This is a genomic window from Arthrobacter sp. V1I9 (genome assembly GCF_030817075.1).
In the GTDB taxonomy this organism is placed as follows: Bacteria; Actinomycetota; Actinomycetes; order Actinomycetales; family Micrococcaceae; genus Arthrobacter.
On record NZ_JAUSYU010000001.1, the window covers coordinates 2044936 to 2059974 of the forward strand.

Here is a 15039-nt window from a genome sequence, read left to right on the forward strand (position 1 = left end):
ACACGAATCGTGAACCTAAAGAAACGGATTGCGAACCATCGTCATCGATCCGGCCACGGTGCTGGTCACCGTGCCCGTGTTCTCCCTGCTGGGCCTCACCGACGAAGCCGCCCTGCTTGACGGGTACGGCCCAGTCCCGGCCTCCATGGCCCGCAAACTCCTCGCGGACGGTGCAGGCTCGTTCTACCGGGTCCTCGTCGACCCCCGCAACGGCGCCCCACTGGAGATCGGCCGGACCAGCTACCGGATCACCACAGCCATGAAAAGAGCACTGCAGCTCAGGGACGGCAAATGCACGTTCCCTGGCTGCAACAACAACTCATTGGATAACGAGGCCGACCATCTCACCGCCTGGCAACACGGCGGAACCACCGGCATCAGCAACCTCGCCCAACTCTGTCCCAAACACCACCACCTCAAACACGCCGCTGGCTGGACACCAACCCCGGCAACCAAGGACCAACCGCCGGGATGGACCTCCCCCACCGGCAGACACTACAAAGCCGAACATCACGACTGGGAACCACCACACTGGCCGCACCAACTACAGACCGTGCCGGGAGATCCTCCGCGCGGCGACGTGGATTTCATCCGCACCGGATACTCTCTCGGCGAAGAAGGCATCGCACGGTTCCTGCATGCCCGCGGCGGATAAGCCGGGGGTTGGGGAGGCGGTGGGCTAACGACCGCTCAACTCGTACCGCAGCTCAACTATGCCCCTGCCGAGTGCGCGCGAAGCAGTCAACTCAAGTGGCGGCGTCGGGCCCGTCAATGGGAGCAGCCGCTTGCCATCGCCAAGAACCACGGGAATGACGGAAAGGATGAGCTCATCCAGTAGACCGGCGTCGGCGAACTGGGCGGCGAGGTCTCCACCGCCCACCACCCAGACGTTCTTGCCTGCCGCATCGGCTTTGAAGTCTGCAATGAACTCGTTGACACTTCCTCGCACGAACGTGAGGTCCGCCCCGGGAGGCGCCTGGTACTCATGCCGGGTGAAGACGTAGCAGGGAGTATCTGGATAGGGCCACTTTCCCGGTTCGTGTTTCATCAACCAGGCATAGGTGCCGCCGCCCATAACGATGCAGCCAACGCCCGCCATGAACGTCTCGTAGCTTTCCTTGCCGCCTTCAAAACCGTCGAACTGAAGGAGCCAGCCAAGATCATCTGTGGACGTGGCGATAAACCCGTCAAGGGACGCGGCTACAAAATACTGGATCCGTGACATGGCACCAGCCTAGTGACCCGCCCCGGCCTGGCCAACGGCCAGGCAGTTGTTCCTTTGGTTTTGGCGACGTCTGCTAGCCGGAGAAGTACGGAATGATCAGGTACAGGCCGAAGAGCACGGCGAGTCCACACAGGCCGAAGCAGAGGTATGCAAGGGACCGCTTCACGCCGGGTGACGCCTGGCGCACGTCACCCGCAATGGCCGTCAGTCGAACGCCCAGCGAGTAGAGAACCACCACGGTCACTGCGGCCGCCAGCGTGGCACCGGCCACGGTCAGCAGTTCCAACCACTTCATCGTTGGGCATCCTTCGTAGTAACGGCTTCAGCTTCGGTATTGGCCCCAGCACTGGTGTTCGCTTGAGTGCCGGTATTGGCCCCGGCACTGGTGTTGCCCTGGGCGCTGGTGCTGGTCCCAGCAACGGCGTTGGACTCAGGGTTGGCCTTGGCATGGGCCTTGGCCTTGGCACGCGCACGGGCCATAGCCTTCTTCTTGGCGAAGCGCACGGCCTGGCCGGCCTCCTCCACCTCGATGGCGTTGTGATGGCCCACGGCCGACTTACGGGAGTAGAAGAACATAAACAGAACGGCGGCGGTGCCGGCGACGGCTGCAATGAGGACGCCCACCACCCCGGTCTTGACCAGCAGCGCTGTCAGCGCGCCGACTATGCCGGCCGCGGGAAGAGTGAAGAGCCAGCCCAGTGCGATCTTGCCCACCATGTTCCAGCGGACACTGGTTCCCCTGCGGCCCATGCCGGAACCGATAACGGAACCGGACGCCACCTGGGTGGTGGAGAGTGCGAAGCCGAGGTGCGAGGACGCGAGGATGGCGGACGCGGTGCTGGTCTCGGCAGCGAAGCCCTGCGCGGGCTTCACTTCGGTGAGCCCGGCACCCATGGTCCGGATGATGCGCCAGCCGCCGGCGTAGGTGCCGATGGCGATGGCAAGGGCACAGGCGGCGATTACCCAGAACTGCGGACCGGAGCCCGGCGTCTGGGTACCGGCAGCGATCAGGACGAGCGTGATGATGCCCATGGTTTTCTGGGCGTCGTTGGTGCCGTGGGCCAGTGCCACCAGGCTGGAGGTGAAGATCTGTCCGGTACGGAAGCCGCCGCGTTTCTGGGTGAGCTTGCTGCCGGTCTCGGGGTCGTGCCGTGACGTCAAAGCATAGGCGAGGCGCGTGCAAATGTAGGCGACGATGCCGGCGATGAGCGGCGCGAAGATCGCGGGCAGGATGACCTTCTGGAGCAGGCCCTCAAGATTGATGGAATTAAACCCGATGCCGGCGATGGCTGCACCGATCAGACCACCGAACAGGGCATGCGAGGAACTCGACGGCAGCCCCTTCAACCACGTGATCATGTTCCACAGGATTGCTCCCATGAGGCCGGCGAAGATGATCTCCGGCGTGATCTGCACGCCCTCGGATCCTTCACGGATGATGCCGCCGGAGACCGTTTTGGCCACTTCCGTGGACAGGAAGGCACCCACCAAATTCAAAATGGCCGCGAGTGTGACCGCAGTCTTTGGCTTGATGGCACCGGTTGCGATGGGCGTGGCCATGGCATTCGCTGTGTCGTGGAAGCCGTTCGTGAAGTCGAAAAATAGTGCCAGTCCGATGACCAGCGCCACCATGAAGGTGATATCCACCTGTTGCCCAATCTGCAGAGTCGACGTTCAGCAGTTTCTATCCCCCGGCTGCCTTGCACAGCATAATTCACCAGCTGTTGGCTTGGAATGACCTGCGCTGTTAACACAACCGGCGTGAAACCCTATCGATCGTACGCGTACCCGGCATGAGGTCAAAACAACGGTCCTTGCAGAAACGACCGTATCCGCTTCAGTTCCCCCGGCTCGATTCCGCACCTGGGGTTCGGCGACAGCGTGAGCAAGCGCCTGCCCATGACCGCCGCCCAGGCCCGGGCTTCCGCCTCGAATGCGAGCTGGTCATCGGCCCAGACAACAGCAGCGGGTCCCGTCGCTTCAACGTCGGCCTGGATGGCACGGAGCTTCCACCATTCGGGTCCGCTCCCGGAACCTTCAGCTGCCAGGAAGGGCCAGCGGCCGCCGTCCAGGCCGATGGCCGGACAAAGGTATTGGGGCGCCAATTTCTCCCAACTCGTCAGCCAGACACACCGCACCTCCGGCATTGCAGCCAGGTTGTTCAATTCCTTCACGAGCTCACCCGCGAACGCCACCGGCAACAGGCCGGCGTCAGCACGCCTCCACGGGGTTCCCCAGCCGTTGCGCCCTTCGGGACCGAAAGGACAGATGACGCCGTCGACGTCGAGGTAGAACGTGCGCACGGCCACGGCGTCTCCCGGCTGATCAGCCGTGGTGGGAATCTGAGGGCCGCGCGCCGGGGTCCAGCATGGGTGCGATCTTGTCCTCAAGAGCCGCCACTGTCACGTCGGGCAGCACGATGAGGCCGTCCAGCTCCCGGCGGGCCCGCCTGTACGCGGCCTGGCGTTCTGCCGGCGTGGCTGCATGGTTTTCCGCGATTTTCAGCAACTGCCGGGCGGTGGCAAGCCGCGCCCGCTCGGGCCCGGTGAACTTGCTGTCCCTGATGCGCCTGGCTTCACGCTCGGCCACGTCCAGCGCCACGCTGAAACCATCCACCGCCTTCCGGTACGCCTCGAGGCGGGAGTGCGACGTTATGTCCGCTGCTGATACCGGCCGCAGCCCGTCAGCTTCCCGCTTTGCCCGGAGGAACGCCACCGTCAGGGGTTCCCGCACGTCTGTCATGAGCGGGAAGTCAATGAGTTTGCCCACGTCGAGTTCGTAGTCCAGCCAGCGCTTGTTGGTGGCATCATGGGCGGCTATCAGTGACTCGACCTCCGCGGCAGAGGCTCTTTCCGCCTCACGTGTCTGGTTCCTGAGCTTGTACAGCTCCACCTTCCGCTGGTGCCGGCGGTCCGTGGCCTTGCGCCAAGAGTTCGCCCAGTGACCGGCAAAAGCCAAGGCGGGGAAAACGAGCCACCATTTATCGTCAAGGATCTCGAAGAGGGACTCCACGCATACATGATCGCACTGCGTGGCGCCCCTCCTCAAGGAAGCACTGCCCGGGCGGCTACCCGGCTGCCTGGCCTGCTGCCCGCGGGTTGTTGACGTTTACCAGCCAGGCCACACCAAAGCGGTCAGTGCACATTCCGAAGACGTCTCCCCACGGTGCCTGCTCCATGGGCACAGTGACGTTGCCGCCGTTGCCGCTGAGCTTTTCGTAGTAGCCGCGGAGTTCCGTTTCGTCATCACCGCTGAGCGAGATGGAGATGGACGACCCTGCGCTGAACTCCATGCCGTTGGGCGTGTCCGCACCCATCAGCACCAGGCCCTGGGTGGTGGTCAGCATGGCATGCATGATTTTCTCCGCCTCCGCCGGGTCCTCGCTGGCTTGGAACTCACCGAAGGTGCTGAGCGTCAGCTCGCCGCCGAAAACCGACTGGTAGAAGTTCATGGCGTCGCGCGCATTGTCACGGAAACCGAGGTACGGGTTGAGGGTGGTGGGCATGGCCGGATCTCCTTGAGTTGTACCGAAAGGGATGGAACCAGACAACATCCTGCCCCAAGTGACTGCCCTCCGGGTAGGGGGCGGCTACCCCTATTGGCTGGGTGGGGTAAGCCCCGGCCGCGAATGCGTGCGGCGGCCGGGCGGGGAACGTAGGCTCGGGTACATGGCCAGATACTTTGACGTTCATCCCCAGGATCCCCAGCCCCGCGCCATCACCCAGGCAGTGCGAATAGTGCTCGACGGCGGGCTGATCGCCTACCCCACGGACTCCTGCTATGCGCTGGGGGCACAGTTGGGCAACAAGGACGCCCTGGACCGGATCAGGGCCATCCGCCGGCTGGACAGCAAGCATCACTTCACGCTGGTCTGCCGGGACTTCGCCCAGCTGGGGCAATTTGTGAACATCGGCAACGACGTCTTCCGCAGCATCAAGTCCGTAACTCCGGGGAGCTACACCTTTATCCTGCCGGCCACCAAAGAAGTTCCGCGGCGCCTGCTGCATCCCAAAAAGAAAACTGTGGGCGTCAGGATCCCGGACAACCGTGTGGTGCAGGCCCTGCTGGCCGAGCTCGGCGAGCCGCTGCTCTCAAGCACCCTGCTGATGCCGGACGAGGAGGACCCGCTGACCCAGGGCTGGGAAATCAAGGAGCGCCTGGACCACCAGGTGGACGCCGTCATCGACGCCGGCGACTGCGGATCCGAACCCACCACGGTGGTGGATTTTTCCAGCGGCGTTGCAGAGGTGGTCCGGCGCGGGACGGGTGACCCGGCCCGCTTCGAATAGGCCCGCTAAAACCTGCTTCCAGTCGCTAATCCTGCTTCCGGGCACGGCTGGGCTGTACCCGCGGCGGCTCCCCCGGCATCTTTGGGTAGTCGGGCGGAAAGGGCATCTCCTCGAGGCCGTCCTTAAGATCCCGGTCCCACCACTCCAGCAGCGTGTCGATCTTTCCCGGGTTGCTGTGCATGTCCGCCCAAGGGTCCCCCACGGTCTTCAGCCGGTCCGGCACGGTGAGAATGGTGAAGTTCTTAGGGTCCGCAGTCTCCAGCTCATCCCAGGAGATGGGGCATGACACCGAGGCGTGCGGGAGCGCCCGCGGGCTGTAGGCCCCGGCGATGGTGCGATCACGGTTCGCCTGGTTGAAGTCGAGGAAGATCTTTTCTCCCCGTTCTTCCTTCCACCACGCGGTAGTGACTTTCTCCGGCATCCGGCGTTCCACTTCCCGGGCGGCCGCAATGACGGCATGCCGCACGTCAAGAAACTCGCGGGCGGGCTCGATGGGCGCGTACACATGCAGTCCCCTGTTGCCGGAGGTCTTGATGAAGCAGGTGAGCCCGGCCTCGGCCAGGACTTCCTTAAGCACCAGCGCCGCGGGGACGGCATCGTCGAAATCAGTGCCGGGCTGCGGATCCAGGTCGATGCGCAACTGGTCCGGGTTGTCCGTGTTCGCGGTACGGGAGGGCCAGGGGTGGAACACGATGGTGTTCATCTGGACCGCCCAGATGGGCGCGGCAGGTTCGTCCAGTACGAGCATCGGATGGGAACGGGCGCTCGGAAAGACCACCTTCATCGTCCGGATGAACTCGGGGGTTCCTTTGGGCGGGTTCTTGGAGAAGAACATCTCGCCATCAACGTTGTCCTTGTACCTCTGCAGCGCCACCGGCCTGTCGCCGTTGGCGGCGATGAAGGCCTCCCCTACCTCGACGAAATAGCGTGCAAGGTCGAGTTTTGTAATGCCGAGGTCCGGCCAGAGCACCCTGCTGGGACTGGAAATGCGCATCTCGCGCTCGCCGTGGGGGCCTGGAACTGTGATGGTGGTCTGTTCGCTCGCCATGGGGACAACGTACACCCCGGCCACGGAACGGGGACGGATTTGGCCCGCCGGGTCCGGCATGATGGAGGCATGCCCGTCTCAGAAGTGCCCCTGACCCTCGCGGTGGGCGACGTTACTGTCACTGCTGCGTACGCCCGCCCGGATAACCCGTCCGCAACCGTCGTGGTGGCCCACGGAGCCGGTGCCGGCATGGAGCACCCGTTCCTCCGCGGGTTCACATCAGCGCTGAATGAGCTGGGGACAGCCACGCTGCGGTTCAACTTTCCGTATCGGGAAGCAAGCCGGAAATTTCCCGACCGGCCGCCGGTGGCATTAGCCACGTGGCGTACTGCCATGGCCGTGGCGGCGGAGCGGGCAGCAGCCCATAACGACGCCGGCCCAATATGGGCTGCCGGTAAGTCCTTTGGCGGACGGATGGCATCCATGGCCGTAGCGGACGGGATGGAAGCCGCCGGGCTCGTGTATCTGGGTTATCCCCTGCATCCGCCGGGCAAACCTGACAAGCTGCGGGACGAGCACCTGTACGGGCTCACGACGCCCATGTTGTTCCTGCAGGGCAGCCGTGACACGTTCGCCACGGCGGAGATCCTGGCGGGCGTGGTGTCACGGATCGGGACCAACGCCGTTCTTCAGTGGATGGAGGGCGGCGACCATTCCTTTGTTGTCGCCGGCCTGAAACGTACTGCTGACGAAGTGGGTGCCTCCCTCGCCGCGCCGGTGGCTGCCTTTATCCGCGACCACTCCTGATGAGGGCCGCCGGGGAGGTGCCACGCGGAGCACGGCCAGGCGGCCGTTACACAACGTCGTCCTGCCACCAGCCTTCCCATGCGGCGGAGCTCAGCTGTCCTTGCGGGGAATCCGACTTTCCGTCGCCACCGCTGAGGGATCGGCTGTCATCATTACGCTGGCCGTCAAGCAACAGGTTGAGGCTGGTGAGGAGAAACATCTGCACGTCCTTCGAGTCGGGATGTGGACAACGTCGTCCAGGTGGAAACGAGCCTAGCCACCGGATGTTTCAGTCCATCGACGCGAGGTTTCAACTGTGTATCGGACATCTCACGCAGTCTTTCCTGCATTCGGGATCCGCCCTTTGTGTGGCTACTTCCTCCGCTTGACGTGTGCAGTGGCCGGGGCCGTCCAGGGGTCCTCGGGCCAGGGATGCTTGGGGTAGCGTCCGCGCATTTCGGCCCGGACCTGTGCATAGGGGCCGGACCAGAACGATGTCAGATCATCCGTCACGGCCAGGGGCCGCCGGGCCGGTGACAGCAGGTGGAAGAGGACCGGTACCTGGCCGTTCAGCAGCCGCGGCGTCGCCGCCCATCCAAAGCACTCCTGCAGTTTGACGGCCACCACCGGCCGCGCAGTGTCGTCAGCAACGTCAGGGTACTCAATCCGGATCCGCGATCCGCTTGGCACCTCGAGCCACTCCGGGGCGAGGTCATCGAGCCGGGCCGCCTCGGGCCAGGGAAGCAAACGGCGCAACGGCTCACCCAGGTCGATGGCGCGTGCCGCTGCTCCGCCGGCGAGGGCTTCAAGCTCCGGTCCCAGCCATTCCTCCAGCCGCAGAAGCAGCGCCTGTTCGGCAACGTCCGGCCACGGCGCACCCAGCCCGCGGTGCAGGAAGGCCAGACGGCGGCGCAAAGCGTCGGCCGCCGTCGACCAGTCAAGGACGCCAAGGCCTTCCTTCTGCAGTGCGCCCGCCACGGCCGCGCGCCCTTCGGCGGGTGGTGGGCGGACCGGCGTCGACGCCAGGACGATCGCGCCCAGGCGCCGCACCCTCCGGGCCGAGACGCGGCCGGCCGTAAATCGCGCCTCGACGGCGTCAGTGAGGAGGTGCGACGCGGCAACCTCCGCCAGTTGTGGTGAGAGCGGCGCCGCCGAGCGGATAACGGCGCCGGTTCCGGCAGAGTCCCTCCCGTCGGCCCGCGTCACTTCCGCCACCGCCAGCCATTCATGGCCGGACAGTGGGCTGCCGGCGGGCAATCCGGCGCGGGTCCCGGAGGACAGGAGGTAGCGGTTGGGGACGTCCCCTTCCACCCTGCGTGCCACCCGGTCGGGGAAGGCGAGTGCGACGACGGCGCCCACCACCGCCGCGCCCGTGACCGTCGCGGGCGCGGCAGTAGCGGAAAGGGCGCGTTGCTTCGCCAGGGCTGCCAGGCGGCGGGTTTCTTCAGTCCAGCGCCGCGCTTCCGGGCCTGTTTGGTTCCGCATCTGGGACAGCAGGCGGGTCAGGTCAGCGCCGGGAGCACGGTAGTCACCCGTCACCAGCGCCACTGCTTCCGCGGCCGGCACGTGTCCCGCGAATGCCGCCCCGTCAAGCAGGGCCCGGGCCAGCCGGGGATCAGCCGGAATGGTCGCCAGGAGCCTTCCCATGGCGGTGGTCTGGCCATCCTCTGTCACTGCACCAAGTTCGCGCAGGACCTCCATCGCCTCGTCCATTGCCTGCTGTGGCGGCTGGTCGGGCAGGGCGAGCCCGATTCCGCGCGGGGAACCCCAGGACGACAGGAGCAGTGCCGCTCCAGTCAGATCCGCCACCTTGATTTCCGGCGTTACGTGGGCCGGGGCGGCACCGAAGGCCTGCTGGTCGTAGCAGCGGACCACCCTCCCCGGGCCCTGGCGTGCTGCGCGGCCGGCGCGCTGATCCGCAGAGGCACGGGAGCAGGAAACGGTCACCAGTCCGCTCATGCCCCTGCCGGCGTCGCGCCGCGGCTCCCGGGTGAGGCCGGAGTCGATGACCAGACGGACTCCCGGGACAGTAAGGGAGGACTCAGCGAGATCGGTGGACACGATGATCCTGGCACGGCCGCCGGTTACCCGGCCCGAAACCGCGCGGTCCTGCTCGGCCGGACCAACCTGCCCATGAAGTTCAAGGACATCGACGGCCGGTCCCAGCCGGTTGCGAAGCCCTGCCGCCACCCGGGTGACCTCCCGCGCACCGGGGACAAAGACCAGGGCATCCGTTGAGCTGTCTTCGGTGAGCACAAGCCTGAATGCCTCTGCCGCTGTGGCGGCAAGGTAGTCGAGGAAGGCGGGTGCGACTCCCCTGCCGTCGAGGCGGGCTCCCGCAGCAGGCCGCCACTCCGTCTCCAGTGGGTGGAGCACCGAGGGACTGACCACGACGGGAACCGGGATCCCATCGTCGGTACGGAGCAGGGCGGCGAACCGGGGCGCGTCGAGGGTTGCGGACATGGCGACGACGGTGAGGTCCCCGCGCAGTTCCCGGACCTCGACGAGCATGCCGATGAGCAGATCGGTCTCAAGCCCCCGTTCGTGGACCTCGTCCAGGACCACGGCGGCTACCCCGTCGAGGCCGGGGTCGGACAGGAGGCGGCGCAGCAGGATGCCGGGCGTCACGAACTCGATGAGCGTTTCGGAACTGGCCTGCCGCTCACCGCGCACCGTATACCCGACCCGGCTGCCCAACCGGCTGCCATCCAGGACCGAGAGCCGGCGGGCCGCAGCACGGGCAGCAACCCGGCGTGGCTGCGTGACCACCACGCGCCCGGTACCCTGCGCCGTGATATTCGCGAGCAGCGGCGGAACGAGAGTGGTTTTACCGGTCCCTGGCGGCGCCTGCACTACAGCGGCCAGCGAACCGCCTTCGCTGCGGCCGGGGAGAGCTTCGGCCAGTCTTCCCGCCGAGTTGGCAAAGGCCAGGCCTGCGCCGATGGCCCCGATGTCAAAGGGTTTACCGGCGGTTGGCTGCTGCTGCCTGCCCCGTGAAGTCATCCGTCCATTGTGCCCGGAAGTTCGCCTACGGCTTTCCCTGCCCCTTGTCCTTGCCCTTGCCCTTGCCGTTGGCTTCCTTTGCGGGTTGCGGCAGGACAGGTGCTTGCTGGACGGGGGCAGGAACAGGGGCGGGAACTATGACAGGTGGCTGGGGCTCAACCTGGACTGGCTGCAAAACTTGGGCGGGCTCGGGAGCCGCGGAGGTATCAGCGGTGCCTCCCGTTGGCGCCACAGAGGGCTTGGCGGTGCCCCTCGTGGGTGCCACGGCCGGCGACACTGCTGCGACCTGGCGGGTGATATCCGCACGGACCGACTCCACGGCTGCCTCAATTCCCCGGTACCTGGACAAGGAAATCCGCCCCTGCCCGGCGGCGTCGTTCAGGTCCTTCTCCAGCGCCTCCAACGACGCCAAGGCACCGTCCATCCGGTTTTCAGCTGCAGCCTGGCTGATGGTCAGGACCCGCACCTGCAGTCCGCGGAGCGTGGCTTCATCCGAATCAGCGGGCCGCAGGAGCGGGGTGGCAGCAACCAGGGCCGCCGCAAGGCCGGCCGCTGCCGTCAGCGCGGCGGCGGCCCGCCAGTAGCGAAGGCGCTTCGGGCGCGGTTTGCCGTCTTGAGCATCATGCGGAGGCTGCGTTCTAGGCGGCATGCCTGCCCCGCAGCGTTGCCATCGCCGGGGGCCTCGCAGGCAGAACGGTGACCGTGGCCATGTGTGCAGGCGCTGGTACGGCACCCGCTTCCTCCTTGCCCGCGGAACGTCCGGTCACAAGGCGTCTCGTTGCGTTCCGCAACAGGATGGCGATTGAGTAGCCGAGGCCCAGCCCCAACAGCACATGGCCGGCGAGATACTGGCCCCCATTCCCGGCAGCACCAAAGGGGGCACTCAGAGCCGCGGCTGCTCCAGCAGTGGTAACCGCCAGCGCCGTGGCGGCAGCAAGAACTGTGCCCATGGCCCTACTCCTATCCTCAAGTAATCAGCAAGCTTACTAGTATTGATCAGCAAGCTTACTACCTGATCCCGGTGAAGCAAGAACCGTCCTGCATGAATCGGCCCCGGCAGGCTGCCCGGCTTGGTGTGGTTCAGACGGCATTCGCCGCCTGGTGCCAGCGGGCCGCCTCGAGCAGGTGGCGGTGCAATCCCGGCGTACCGGCCCTTGAAGAACAAGAGCGGCTCGGCGTCCTGCCGTGCGCTCAAATGCCGGACGGCTGCCACCACAATGGTGTGGTCACCGCCGTCGTACTCCGATGGAGCCTGCGATCGATCCAGGCCAGGGCATCTTCAAGGACGGGGTTGCCCAGCGGCGAGGCTGAGGAACCCACGCCGGCAAACTTGTCCGTTCCCGACTTTGCTGGTTACCTCACCAAACCATCGGCCCTTCCTCCCTACAACCGCTGTGCAATGAACCGACGCGGACGGAAACGGAGGGTCATGCCGGTACATCCCCGTAATGCCAAGGTGCTGTCCGCCTCCAGCAGCCGCTGAAATCTTTTTCAGGAATTTTCCATGCATCTGCATCCAGATGGCCTTGGCCGCCGGTAATAGGGGTGTAAGCAAAAACCGCCCGCTCAGCGGGCCGCAGAAGGAGAAATCATGCGCACCAGCATTTTCGCATCAGGAGCAGTGGCAATCGCGGCAGCACTGGCTTTCGCCGGTCCGGCACAAGCGGCGGAAGGAGACGCCCAGCTGTCCGTCCTGCACGGGGTCCCGGGTCTGACTGTTGACGTCTGGGTCAACGGCGAACGGACCCTGGACGACTTCACTCCCGGCACCCTGGCCGGTCCGCTGGCTCTTCCGGCCGGAAACTACGCCCTTGCCATCACCGCCGCCGACGCGGCGGACGCAACGGCTGCCGTCATCGGCCCGGTGGATGTGACCCTCGCTGCCAACGGCAACTACACGGCGGTGGCCAACCTGGACGCGGCCGGCAAGCCGACGGCAAATCTCTTCACCAACGACGTCTCGCAAATTGAACCCGGCAAGGGCAAGCTGACCGTCCGGCACACGGCTGCAGCTCCCGCCGTCGACGTCCTGGCCGCCGGCTCCGCGGTCATTTCCAACCTGGCCAACCCCAAAGAGCAGACCCTGACCCTGGATCCCGGGACCATCCCGGCAGCTGTGGCAGCGGCAGGAACCACTCAACCAGTGATCGGCCCGGCTGATGTGACGGTCGCCGAAGGCACCCACACCATCGTGTACGCCTGGGGCAGCCTGACGGACCAGAACCTGCAGCTCGCAGTGCAGACCATAGAGGGCCTGCACTCGGCTCCGGGAGCTGTACCGGGTGGACGTTCGGGTGCTGCTGACGAGGGTGCCGGAGGGCAGGCCATGGCAGTTGCCGGCATTGGAGTTGCAGGGATCGCACTCCTGCTGGGTGCGGCTGCGGCTTCCCGTTCGGCAGCCCTGCGCAGGGTGGGCTGAGCTCACGGCTACAGGTGGGCAGGGCGACCAGCCCCCGGCGCTGACCCCCCAGACCCCGGCCGACCGGCATTCCCCTCCGGTCGGCCGGGCTCGGCACGTCCGCCCTTGACGTCCCGGCAGGAAGAGGCCGCGGATTTCCAGCATGCCCGACAGAGGAGGCAGTTCAATGAGAAGCACGACGACGTCGCAAAAGGCCCGCGTTACCGTGAACGTTGCGGACGTGGCCGCCACACCTGTGGCCGCCACGGCGCGCAGGGCGAGGACCGCCGTCGTCCTGGCAGCGGTGGCCCTGCTGTCCGGTTGCGGCGCACCGGCAACGCCAGGGCCGGAAGCTGCCCGGCCCGCCGCAACCTCCGGTGCCGCCGCCCCGGCCGCTTCACCTGCAGCCTCACCCGCACCCGCCGCCCTGCCTGACGTTCCACTGCGCCGGGCCACGCCTGCCCCGGCCGCTCCCCGGGACCCCGCACCGCGCTTCCTGACGGTCGAGGGCACCACCATCAGCATGGACATCGTGGACGTCAGCGTCTCTCCGGACGGCGCGATGGAGATTCCCGAAGCCTTCGACCAGGCCGGCTGGTACCGGCATGGACCTGCCCCTGGCGCATCCGCCGGGGCAGCGGTCGTCGCGGGCCACGTGGACACCACTTCGGATGTGGCTCCCCTTTCGCAATTGAAGGGCTTGGCGGCGGGTACACGCGTCACCGTCGAACGCCACGGCGCACCGGCACTGATTTACCGGGTGCGCTCGGTTGAGCTGATGGCCAAGGACAAGTTCGACGGCGGTTCGCTCTTCCGCCGCGACGGGCCGCACCAGCTCAAGCTCGTGACCTGCGGAGGCCGGTGGCTGGACGGGAAACAGGACTACAGTGACAATGTCATTGTCACTGCGGAACTGGAATGAGCCGCTACGCAGCCCTGGCACTCAACGCCGAGGAGGGGAAGGAGGCCGGTTTGGCACCTTCTGGCCAGGCGCCCTCCGGCGATGAGCAGCGCAGGGGCGGGGCTGCTTCCCGCCCGTCCGCCCTCGGCGGCTGGAACCCGCAGCTTAACCTCTCCTTCTCCGCCGGCGACGAAACCGCGCTCGCCGAGGCCTACCGCCAGTTCTCCCCCCTGGTGTACACACTGGCGCTCCGGGCGCTGAGGAACCGGAGCGCAGCCGACGACGTCACCCAGGAAGTCTTTATCCGCGTCTGGAAGTCACGGTCCACTTTCGACCCCCACAAGGCGGAACTGCCCGCATGGATTGTCGGCATTACCCGGAACGCCGTCACCGATGCCCTGAGCGCGTCGGCCCGGGAAAGCCGCAAAGTGCTGGCAGCCGCTGAACTCCAGCCCGGGGCCGAGGACGCGGCAGCTTCCGCTTCCGCCGAAGTCCTGGCCGACCGGCTGCTGCTGGACGGGGAGCTTAACCGGCTCGGCGAACCCCAGGGTTCCATCATGCGCCTGGCGTTTTACGACGACCTGACCCATGACCAGATTTCACGTCAACTGAACCTTCCCCTTGGTACGGTCAAGAGTCACATCCGCCGCAGCCTTACCCACCTGAGACACAGATTGGAGGTGGATCATGCAGCACCTTGACCCCGAAGTCATGAGCCTGTTCGCCCTGGACGAGCCCGTTGACGCCGGCAGCATCGACCACCTCCGCTCCTGCCCGGAATGCGCAGCCGAGTACGCCGCACTCCGCCGGGCCGTCAACGCAGTCCGGACCACCCCCGATGCCGGCTCTCTGGAGCGACCGGGCGCGAACGTGTGGGAAGGGATCCACCAGACCCTGGGACTCTCCGGGTCGGTTGCGGCGGATCCGCTTGGCTCCGCCGGCGCCGAAGAAGCGCCCGTTACGGAACCGGAGCCCGTCAAGACCCGGAACAATGTGGCCTGGCTCCGCCGGCCGGCCACGTGGCTGGCAGCAGCCGCGGCCGCCGTCGTCATCACCACCGGGGTTGTTGTCGCCGTCAACCAGACCGTCGCCCCGGTTCCGCTTGCCTCGGCCCGCCTGGAACCGCTGGACCGGTTCTCCGCCACGGGATCCGCCACCGTGACCGAAACCAGCGACGGTTCCCGGACCATCGAGGTGCAGCTGGACAAGACTGAGGCCCGGGGCTACCAGGAAGTCTGGCTCATTGCCCCGGACCTTTCCCGGTTGGTGAGCCTGGGGATCATGAACTCGTCGTCCGGCCGCTTCGACGTTCCGGCAGGGCTGGATCTCTCGGGCTACCCCATCGTGGACATCTCCGATGAACCGCTCGACGGCAATCCGGCACACTCCAGTGTCAGCATCGTCCGGGGTACCCTCAGCTCCTGACCCATGGCGCCGCCGCTGCGGAGC

The 15039-nt window shown here is 66.2% G+C and carries 18 protein-coding genes; 7 read left to right on the forward strand and 11 right to left on the reverse strand.

The features are described 5' to 3' along the window. Positions 1-28: 28 nt before the first annotated feature. Positions 29-655: an HNH endonuclease gene (locus tag QFZ70_RS18995; RefSeq protein ID WP_373461568.1), complete on the forward strand. Its 627-nt coding sequence runs from the start codon at positions 29-31 to the stop codon at positions 653-655. 24 nt (positions 656-679) lie between these two features. Here the strand turns inward: QFZ70_RS18995 and QFZ70_RS09690 are convergent, their stop codons facing one another. The 6 genes from QFZ70_RS09690 to QFZ70_RS09715 all read right to left on the reverse strand — a co-directional run bounded on the left by QFZ70_RS09690 (position 680) and on the right by QFZ70_RS09715 (position 4730). Then, positions 680-1225, reverse strand: a complete 546-nt coding sequence (locus QFZ70_RS09690; protein WP_307095204.1) for a dihydrofolate reductase family protein — start codon at positions 1223-1225, stop codon at positions 680-682. Positions 1226-1298: 73 nt separating this feature from the next. Then, the gene (locus QFZ70_RS09695; RefSeq protein ID WP_307095205.1) at positions 1299-1520 is read right to left on the reverse strand and encodes a hypothetical protein; all 222 of its coding nucleotides are present in this window, start codon (positions 1518-1520) and stop codon (positions 1299-1301) included. After that, entirely contained in the window at positions 1517-2872 is a 1356-nt protein-coding gene (locus tag QFZ70_RS09700; RefSeq protein WP_307095206.1) for an inorganic phosphate transporter, read from the reverse strand. Before QFZ70_RS09700 ends, QFZ70_RS09695 begins: the two co-directional genes overlap by 4 nt. 152 nt (positions 2873-3024) lie before the next feature. Further along, on the reverse strand, positions 3025-3534 hold the full coding sequence (locus tag QFZ70_RS09705) for an HAD domain-containing protein (RefSeq protein WP_307095208.1): 510 nt from the start codon (positions 3532-3534) through the stop codon (positions 3025-3027). A 16-nt stretch (positions 3535-3550) separates the two neighbouring features. Then, entirely contained in the window at positions 3551-4237 is a 687-nt protein-coding gene (locus QFZ70_RS09710; RefSeq protein ID WP_307095209.1) for a hypothetical protein, read from the reverse strand. 55 nt (positions 4238-4292) lie between these two features. After that, positions 4293-4730, reverse strand: coding sequence for a VOC family protein (locus tag QFZ70_RS09715; protein ID WP_307095210.1), 438 nt, complete (start codon positions 4728-4730; stop codon positions 4293-4295). Positions 4731-4893: 163 nt separating this feature from the next. Between QFZ70_RS09715 and QFZ70_RS09720 the strand changes: the two genes are divergently transcribed. Next, on the forward strand, positions 4894-5514 hold the full coding sequence (locus QFZ70_RS09720; protein WP_307095212.1) for an L-threonylcarbamoyladenylate synthase: 621 nt from the start codon (positions 4894-4896) through the stop codon (positions 5512-5514). Positions 5515-5539: 25 nt separating this feature from the next. On the opposite strand, the gene ligD is transcribed toward QFZ70_RS09720, so the two are convergent. Then, the gene (ligD, locus tag QFZ70_RS09725) at positions 5540-6562 is read right to left on the reverse strand and encodes a non-homologous end-joining DNA ligase (protein WP_307095214.1); all 1023 of its coding nucleotides are present in this window, start codon (positions 6560-6562) and stop codon (positions 5540-5542) included. A 69-nt stretch (positions 6563-6631) separates the two neighbouring features. On the opposite strand from ligD, the gene QFZ70_RS09730 reads away from it, so the two are divergent. Continuing rightward, positions 6632-7309, forward strand: coding sequence for an alpha/beta family hydrolase (locus QFZ70_RS09730; RefSeq protein WP_307095216.1), 678 nt, complete (start codon positions 6632-6634; stop codon positions 7307-7309). Positions 7310-7355: 46 nt separating this feature from the next. Here the strand turns inward: QFZ70_RS09730 and QFZ70_RS09735 are convergent, their stop codons facing one another. The 4 genes from QFZ70_RS09735 to QFZ70_RS09750 all read right to left on the reverse strand — a co-directional run bounded on the left by QFZ70_RS09735 (position 7356) and on the right by QFZ70_RS09750 (position 11241). Then, entirely contained in the window at positions 7356-7508 is a 153-nt protein-coding gene (locus tag QFZ70_RS09735; protein ID WP_307095218.1) for a hypothetical protein, read from the reverse strand. A gap of 152 nt (positions 7509-7660) precedes the next feature. Continuing rightward, positions 7661-10291, reverse strand: a complete 2631-nt coding sequence (gene hrpB / locus QFZ70_RS09740; protein WP_307095220.1) for an ATP-dependent helicase HrpB — start codon at positions 10289-10291, stop codon at positions 7661-7663. Positions 10292-10316: 25 nt separating this feature from the next. Continuing rightward, the gene (locus QFZ70_RS09745) at positions 10317-10940 is read right to left on the reverse strand and encodes a hypothetical protein (RefSeq protein ID WP_307095222.1); all 624 of its coding nucleotides are present in this window, start codon (positions 10938-10940) and stop codon (positions 10317-10319) included. Beyond that, a complete protein-coding gene (locus QFZ70_RS09750; protein ID WP_307095224.1) occupies positions 10930-11241 on the reverse strand; it encodes a hypothetical protein in 312 nt (103 codons plus the stop codon). Before QFZ70_RS09750 ends, QFZ70_RS09745 begins: the two co-directional genes overlap by 11 nt. Before the next feature lie 641 nt (positions 11242-11882). On the opposite strand from QFZ70_RS09750, the gene QFZ70_RS09760 reads away from it, so the two are divergent. From QFZ70_RS09760 to QFZ70_RS09775, 4 genes are all read left to right on the forward strand, one after another. Beyond that, entirely contained in the window at positions 11883-12710 is an 828-nt protein-coding gene (locus QFZ70_RS09760) for a DUF4397 domain-containing protein (RefSeq protein WP_307095225.1), read from the forward strand. A gap of 166 nt (positions 12711-12876) precedes the next feature. Continuing rightward, the gene (locus tag QFZ70_RS09765) at positions 12877-13611 is read left to right on the forward strand and encodes a class F sortase (protein ID WP_307095227.1); all 735 of its coding nucleotides are present in this window, start codon (positions 12877-12879) and stop codon (positions 13609-13611) included. Beyond that, positions 13608-14291, forward strand: coding sequence for an RNA polymerase sigma factor (locus QFZ70_RS09770; protein WP_307095230.1), 684 nt, complete (start codon positions 13608-13610; stop codon positions 14289-14291). Before QFZ70_RS09765 ends, QFZ70_RS09770 begins: the two co-directional genes overlap by 4 nt. Further along, complete coding sequence (locus tag QFZ70_RS09775) at positions 14278-15015, forward strand: anti-sigma factor (protein WP_307095231.1); 738 nt, start codon at positions 14278-14280, stop codon at positions 15013-15015. Before QFZ70_RS09770 ends, QFZ70_RS09775 begins: the two co-directional genes overlap by 14 nt. Positions 15016-15039 lie beyond the last annotated feature (24 nt).

Bases quoted from the DNA above. Each gene is read 5' to 3' on its own strand.
- QFZ70_RS09745 (WP_307095222.1), bottom strand. From the start codon at position 10,940: ATGCCGCCTAGAACGCAGCCTCCGCATGATGCTCAAGACGGCAAACCG.
- QFZ70_RS09690 (WP_307095204.1), bottom strand. From the start codon at position 1,225: ATGTCACGGATCCAGTATTTTGTAGCCGCGTCCCTTGACGGGTTTATC.
- QFZ70_RS09760 (WP_307095225.1), top strand. From the start codon at position 11,883: ATGCGCACCAGCATTTTCGCATCAGGAGCAGTGGCAATCGCGGCAGCA.
- QFZ70_RS09715 (WP_307095210.1), bottom strand. From the start codon at position 4,730: ATGCCCACCACCCTCAACCCGTACCTCGGTTTCCGTGACAATGCGCGC.
- QFZ70_RS09775 (WP_307095231.1), top strand. From the start codon at position 14,278: ATGCAGCACCTTGACCCCGAAGTCATGAGCCTGTTCGCCCTGGACGAG.
- QFZ70_RS09695 (WP_307095205.1), bottom strand. From the start codon at position 1,520: ATGAAGTGGTTGGAACTGCTGACCGTGGCCGGTGCCACGCTGGCGGCC.
- QFZ70_RS09750 (WP_307095224.1), bottom strand. From the start codon at position 11,241: ATGGGCACAGTTCTTGCTGCCGCCACGGCGCTGGCGGTTACCACTGCT.
- QFZ70_RS09770 (WP_307095230.1), top strand. From the start codon at position 13,608: ATGAGCCGCTACGCAGCCCTGGCACTCAACGCCGAGGAGGGGAAGGAG.
- QFZ70_RS09720 (WP_307095212.1), top strand. From the start codon at position 4,894: ATGGCCAGATACTTTGACGTTCATCCCCAGGATCCCCAGCCCCGCGCC.
- hrpB (WP_307095220.1), bottom strand. From the start codon at position 10,291: ATGACTTCACGGGGCAGGCAGCAGCAGCCAACCGCCGGTAAACCCTTT.
- ligD (WP_307095214.1), bottom strand. From the start codon at position 6,562: ATGGCGAGCGAACAGACCACCATCACAGTTCCAGGCCCCCACGGCGAG.
- QFZ70_RS09765 (WP_307095227.1), top strand. From the start codon at position 12,877: ATGAGAAGCACGACGACGTCGCAAAAGGCCCGCGTTACCGTGAACGTT.
- QFZ70_RS09735 (WP_307095218.1), bottom strand. From the start codon at position 7,508: ATGTTTCTCCTCACCAGCCTCAACCTGTTGCTTGACGGCCAGCGTAAT.
- QFZ70_RS09730 (WP_307095216.1), top strand. From the start codon at position 6,632: ATGCCCGTCTCAGAAGTGCCCCTGACCCTCGCGGTGGGCGACGTTACT.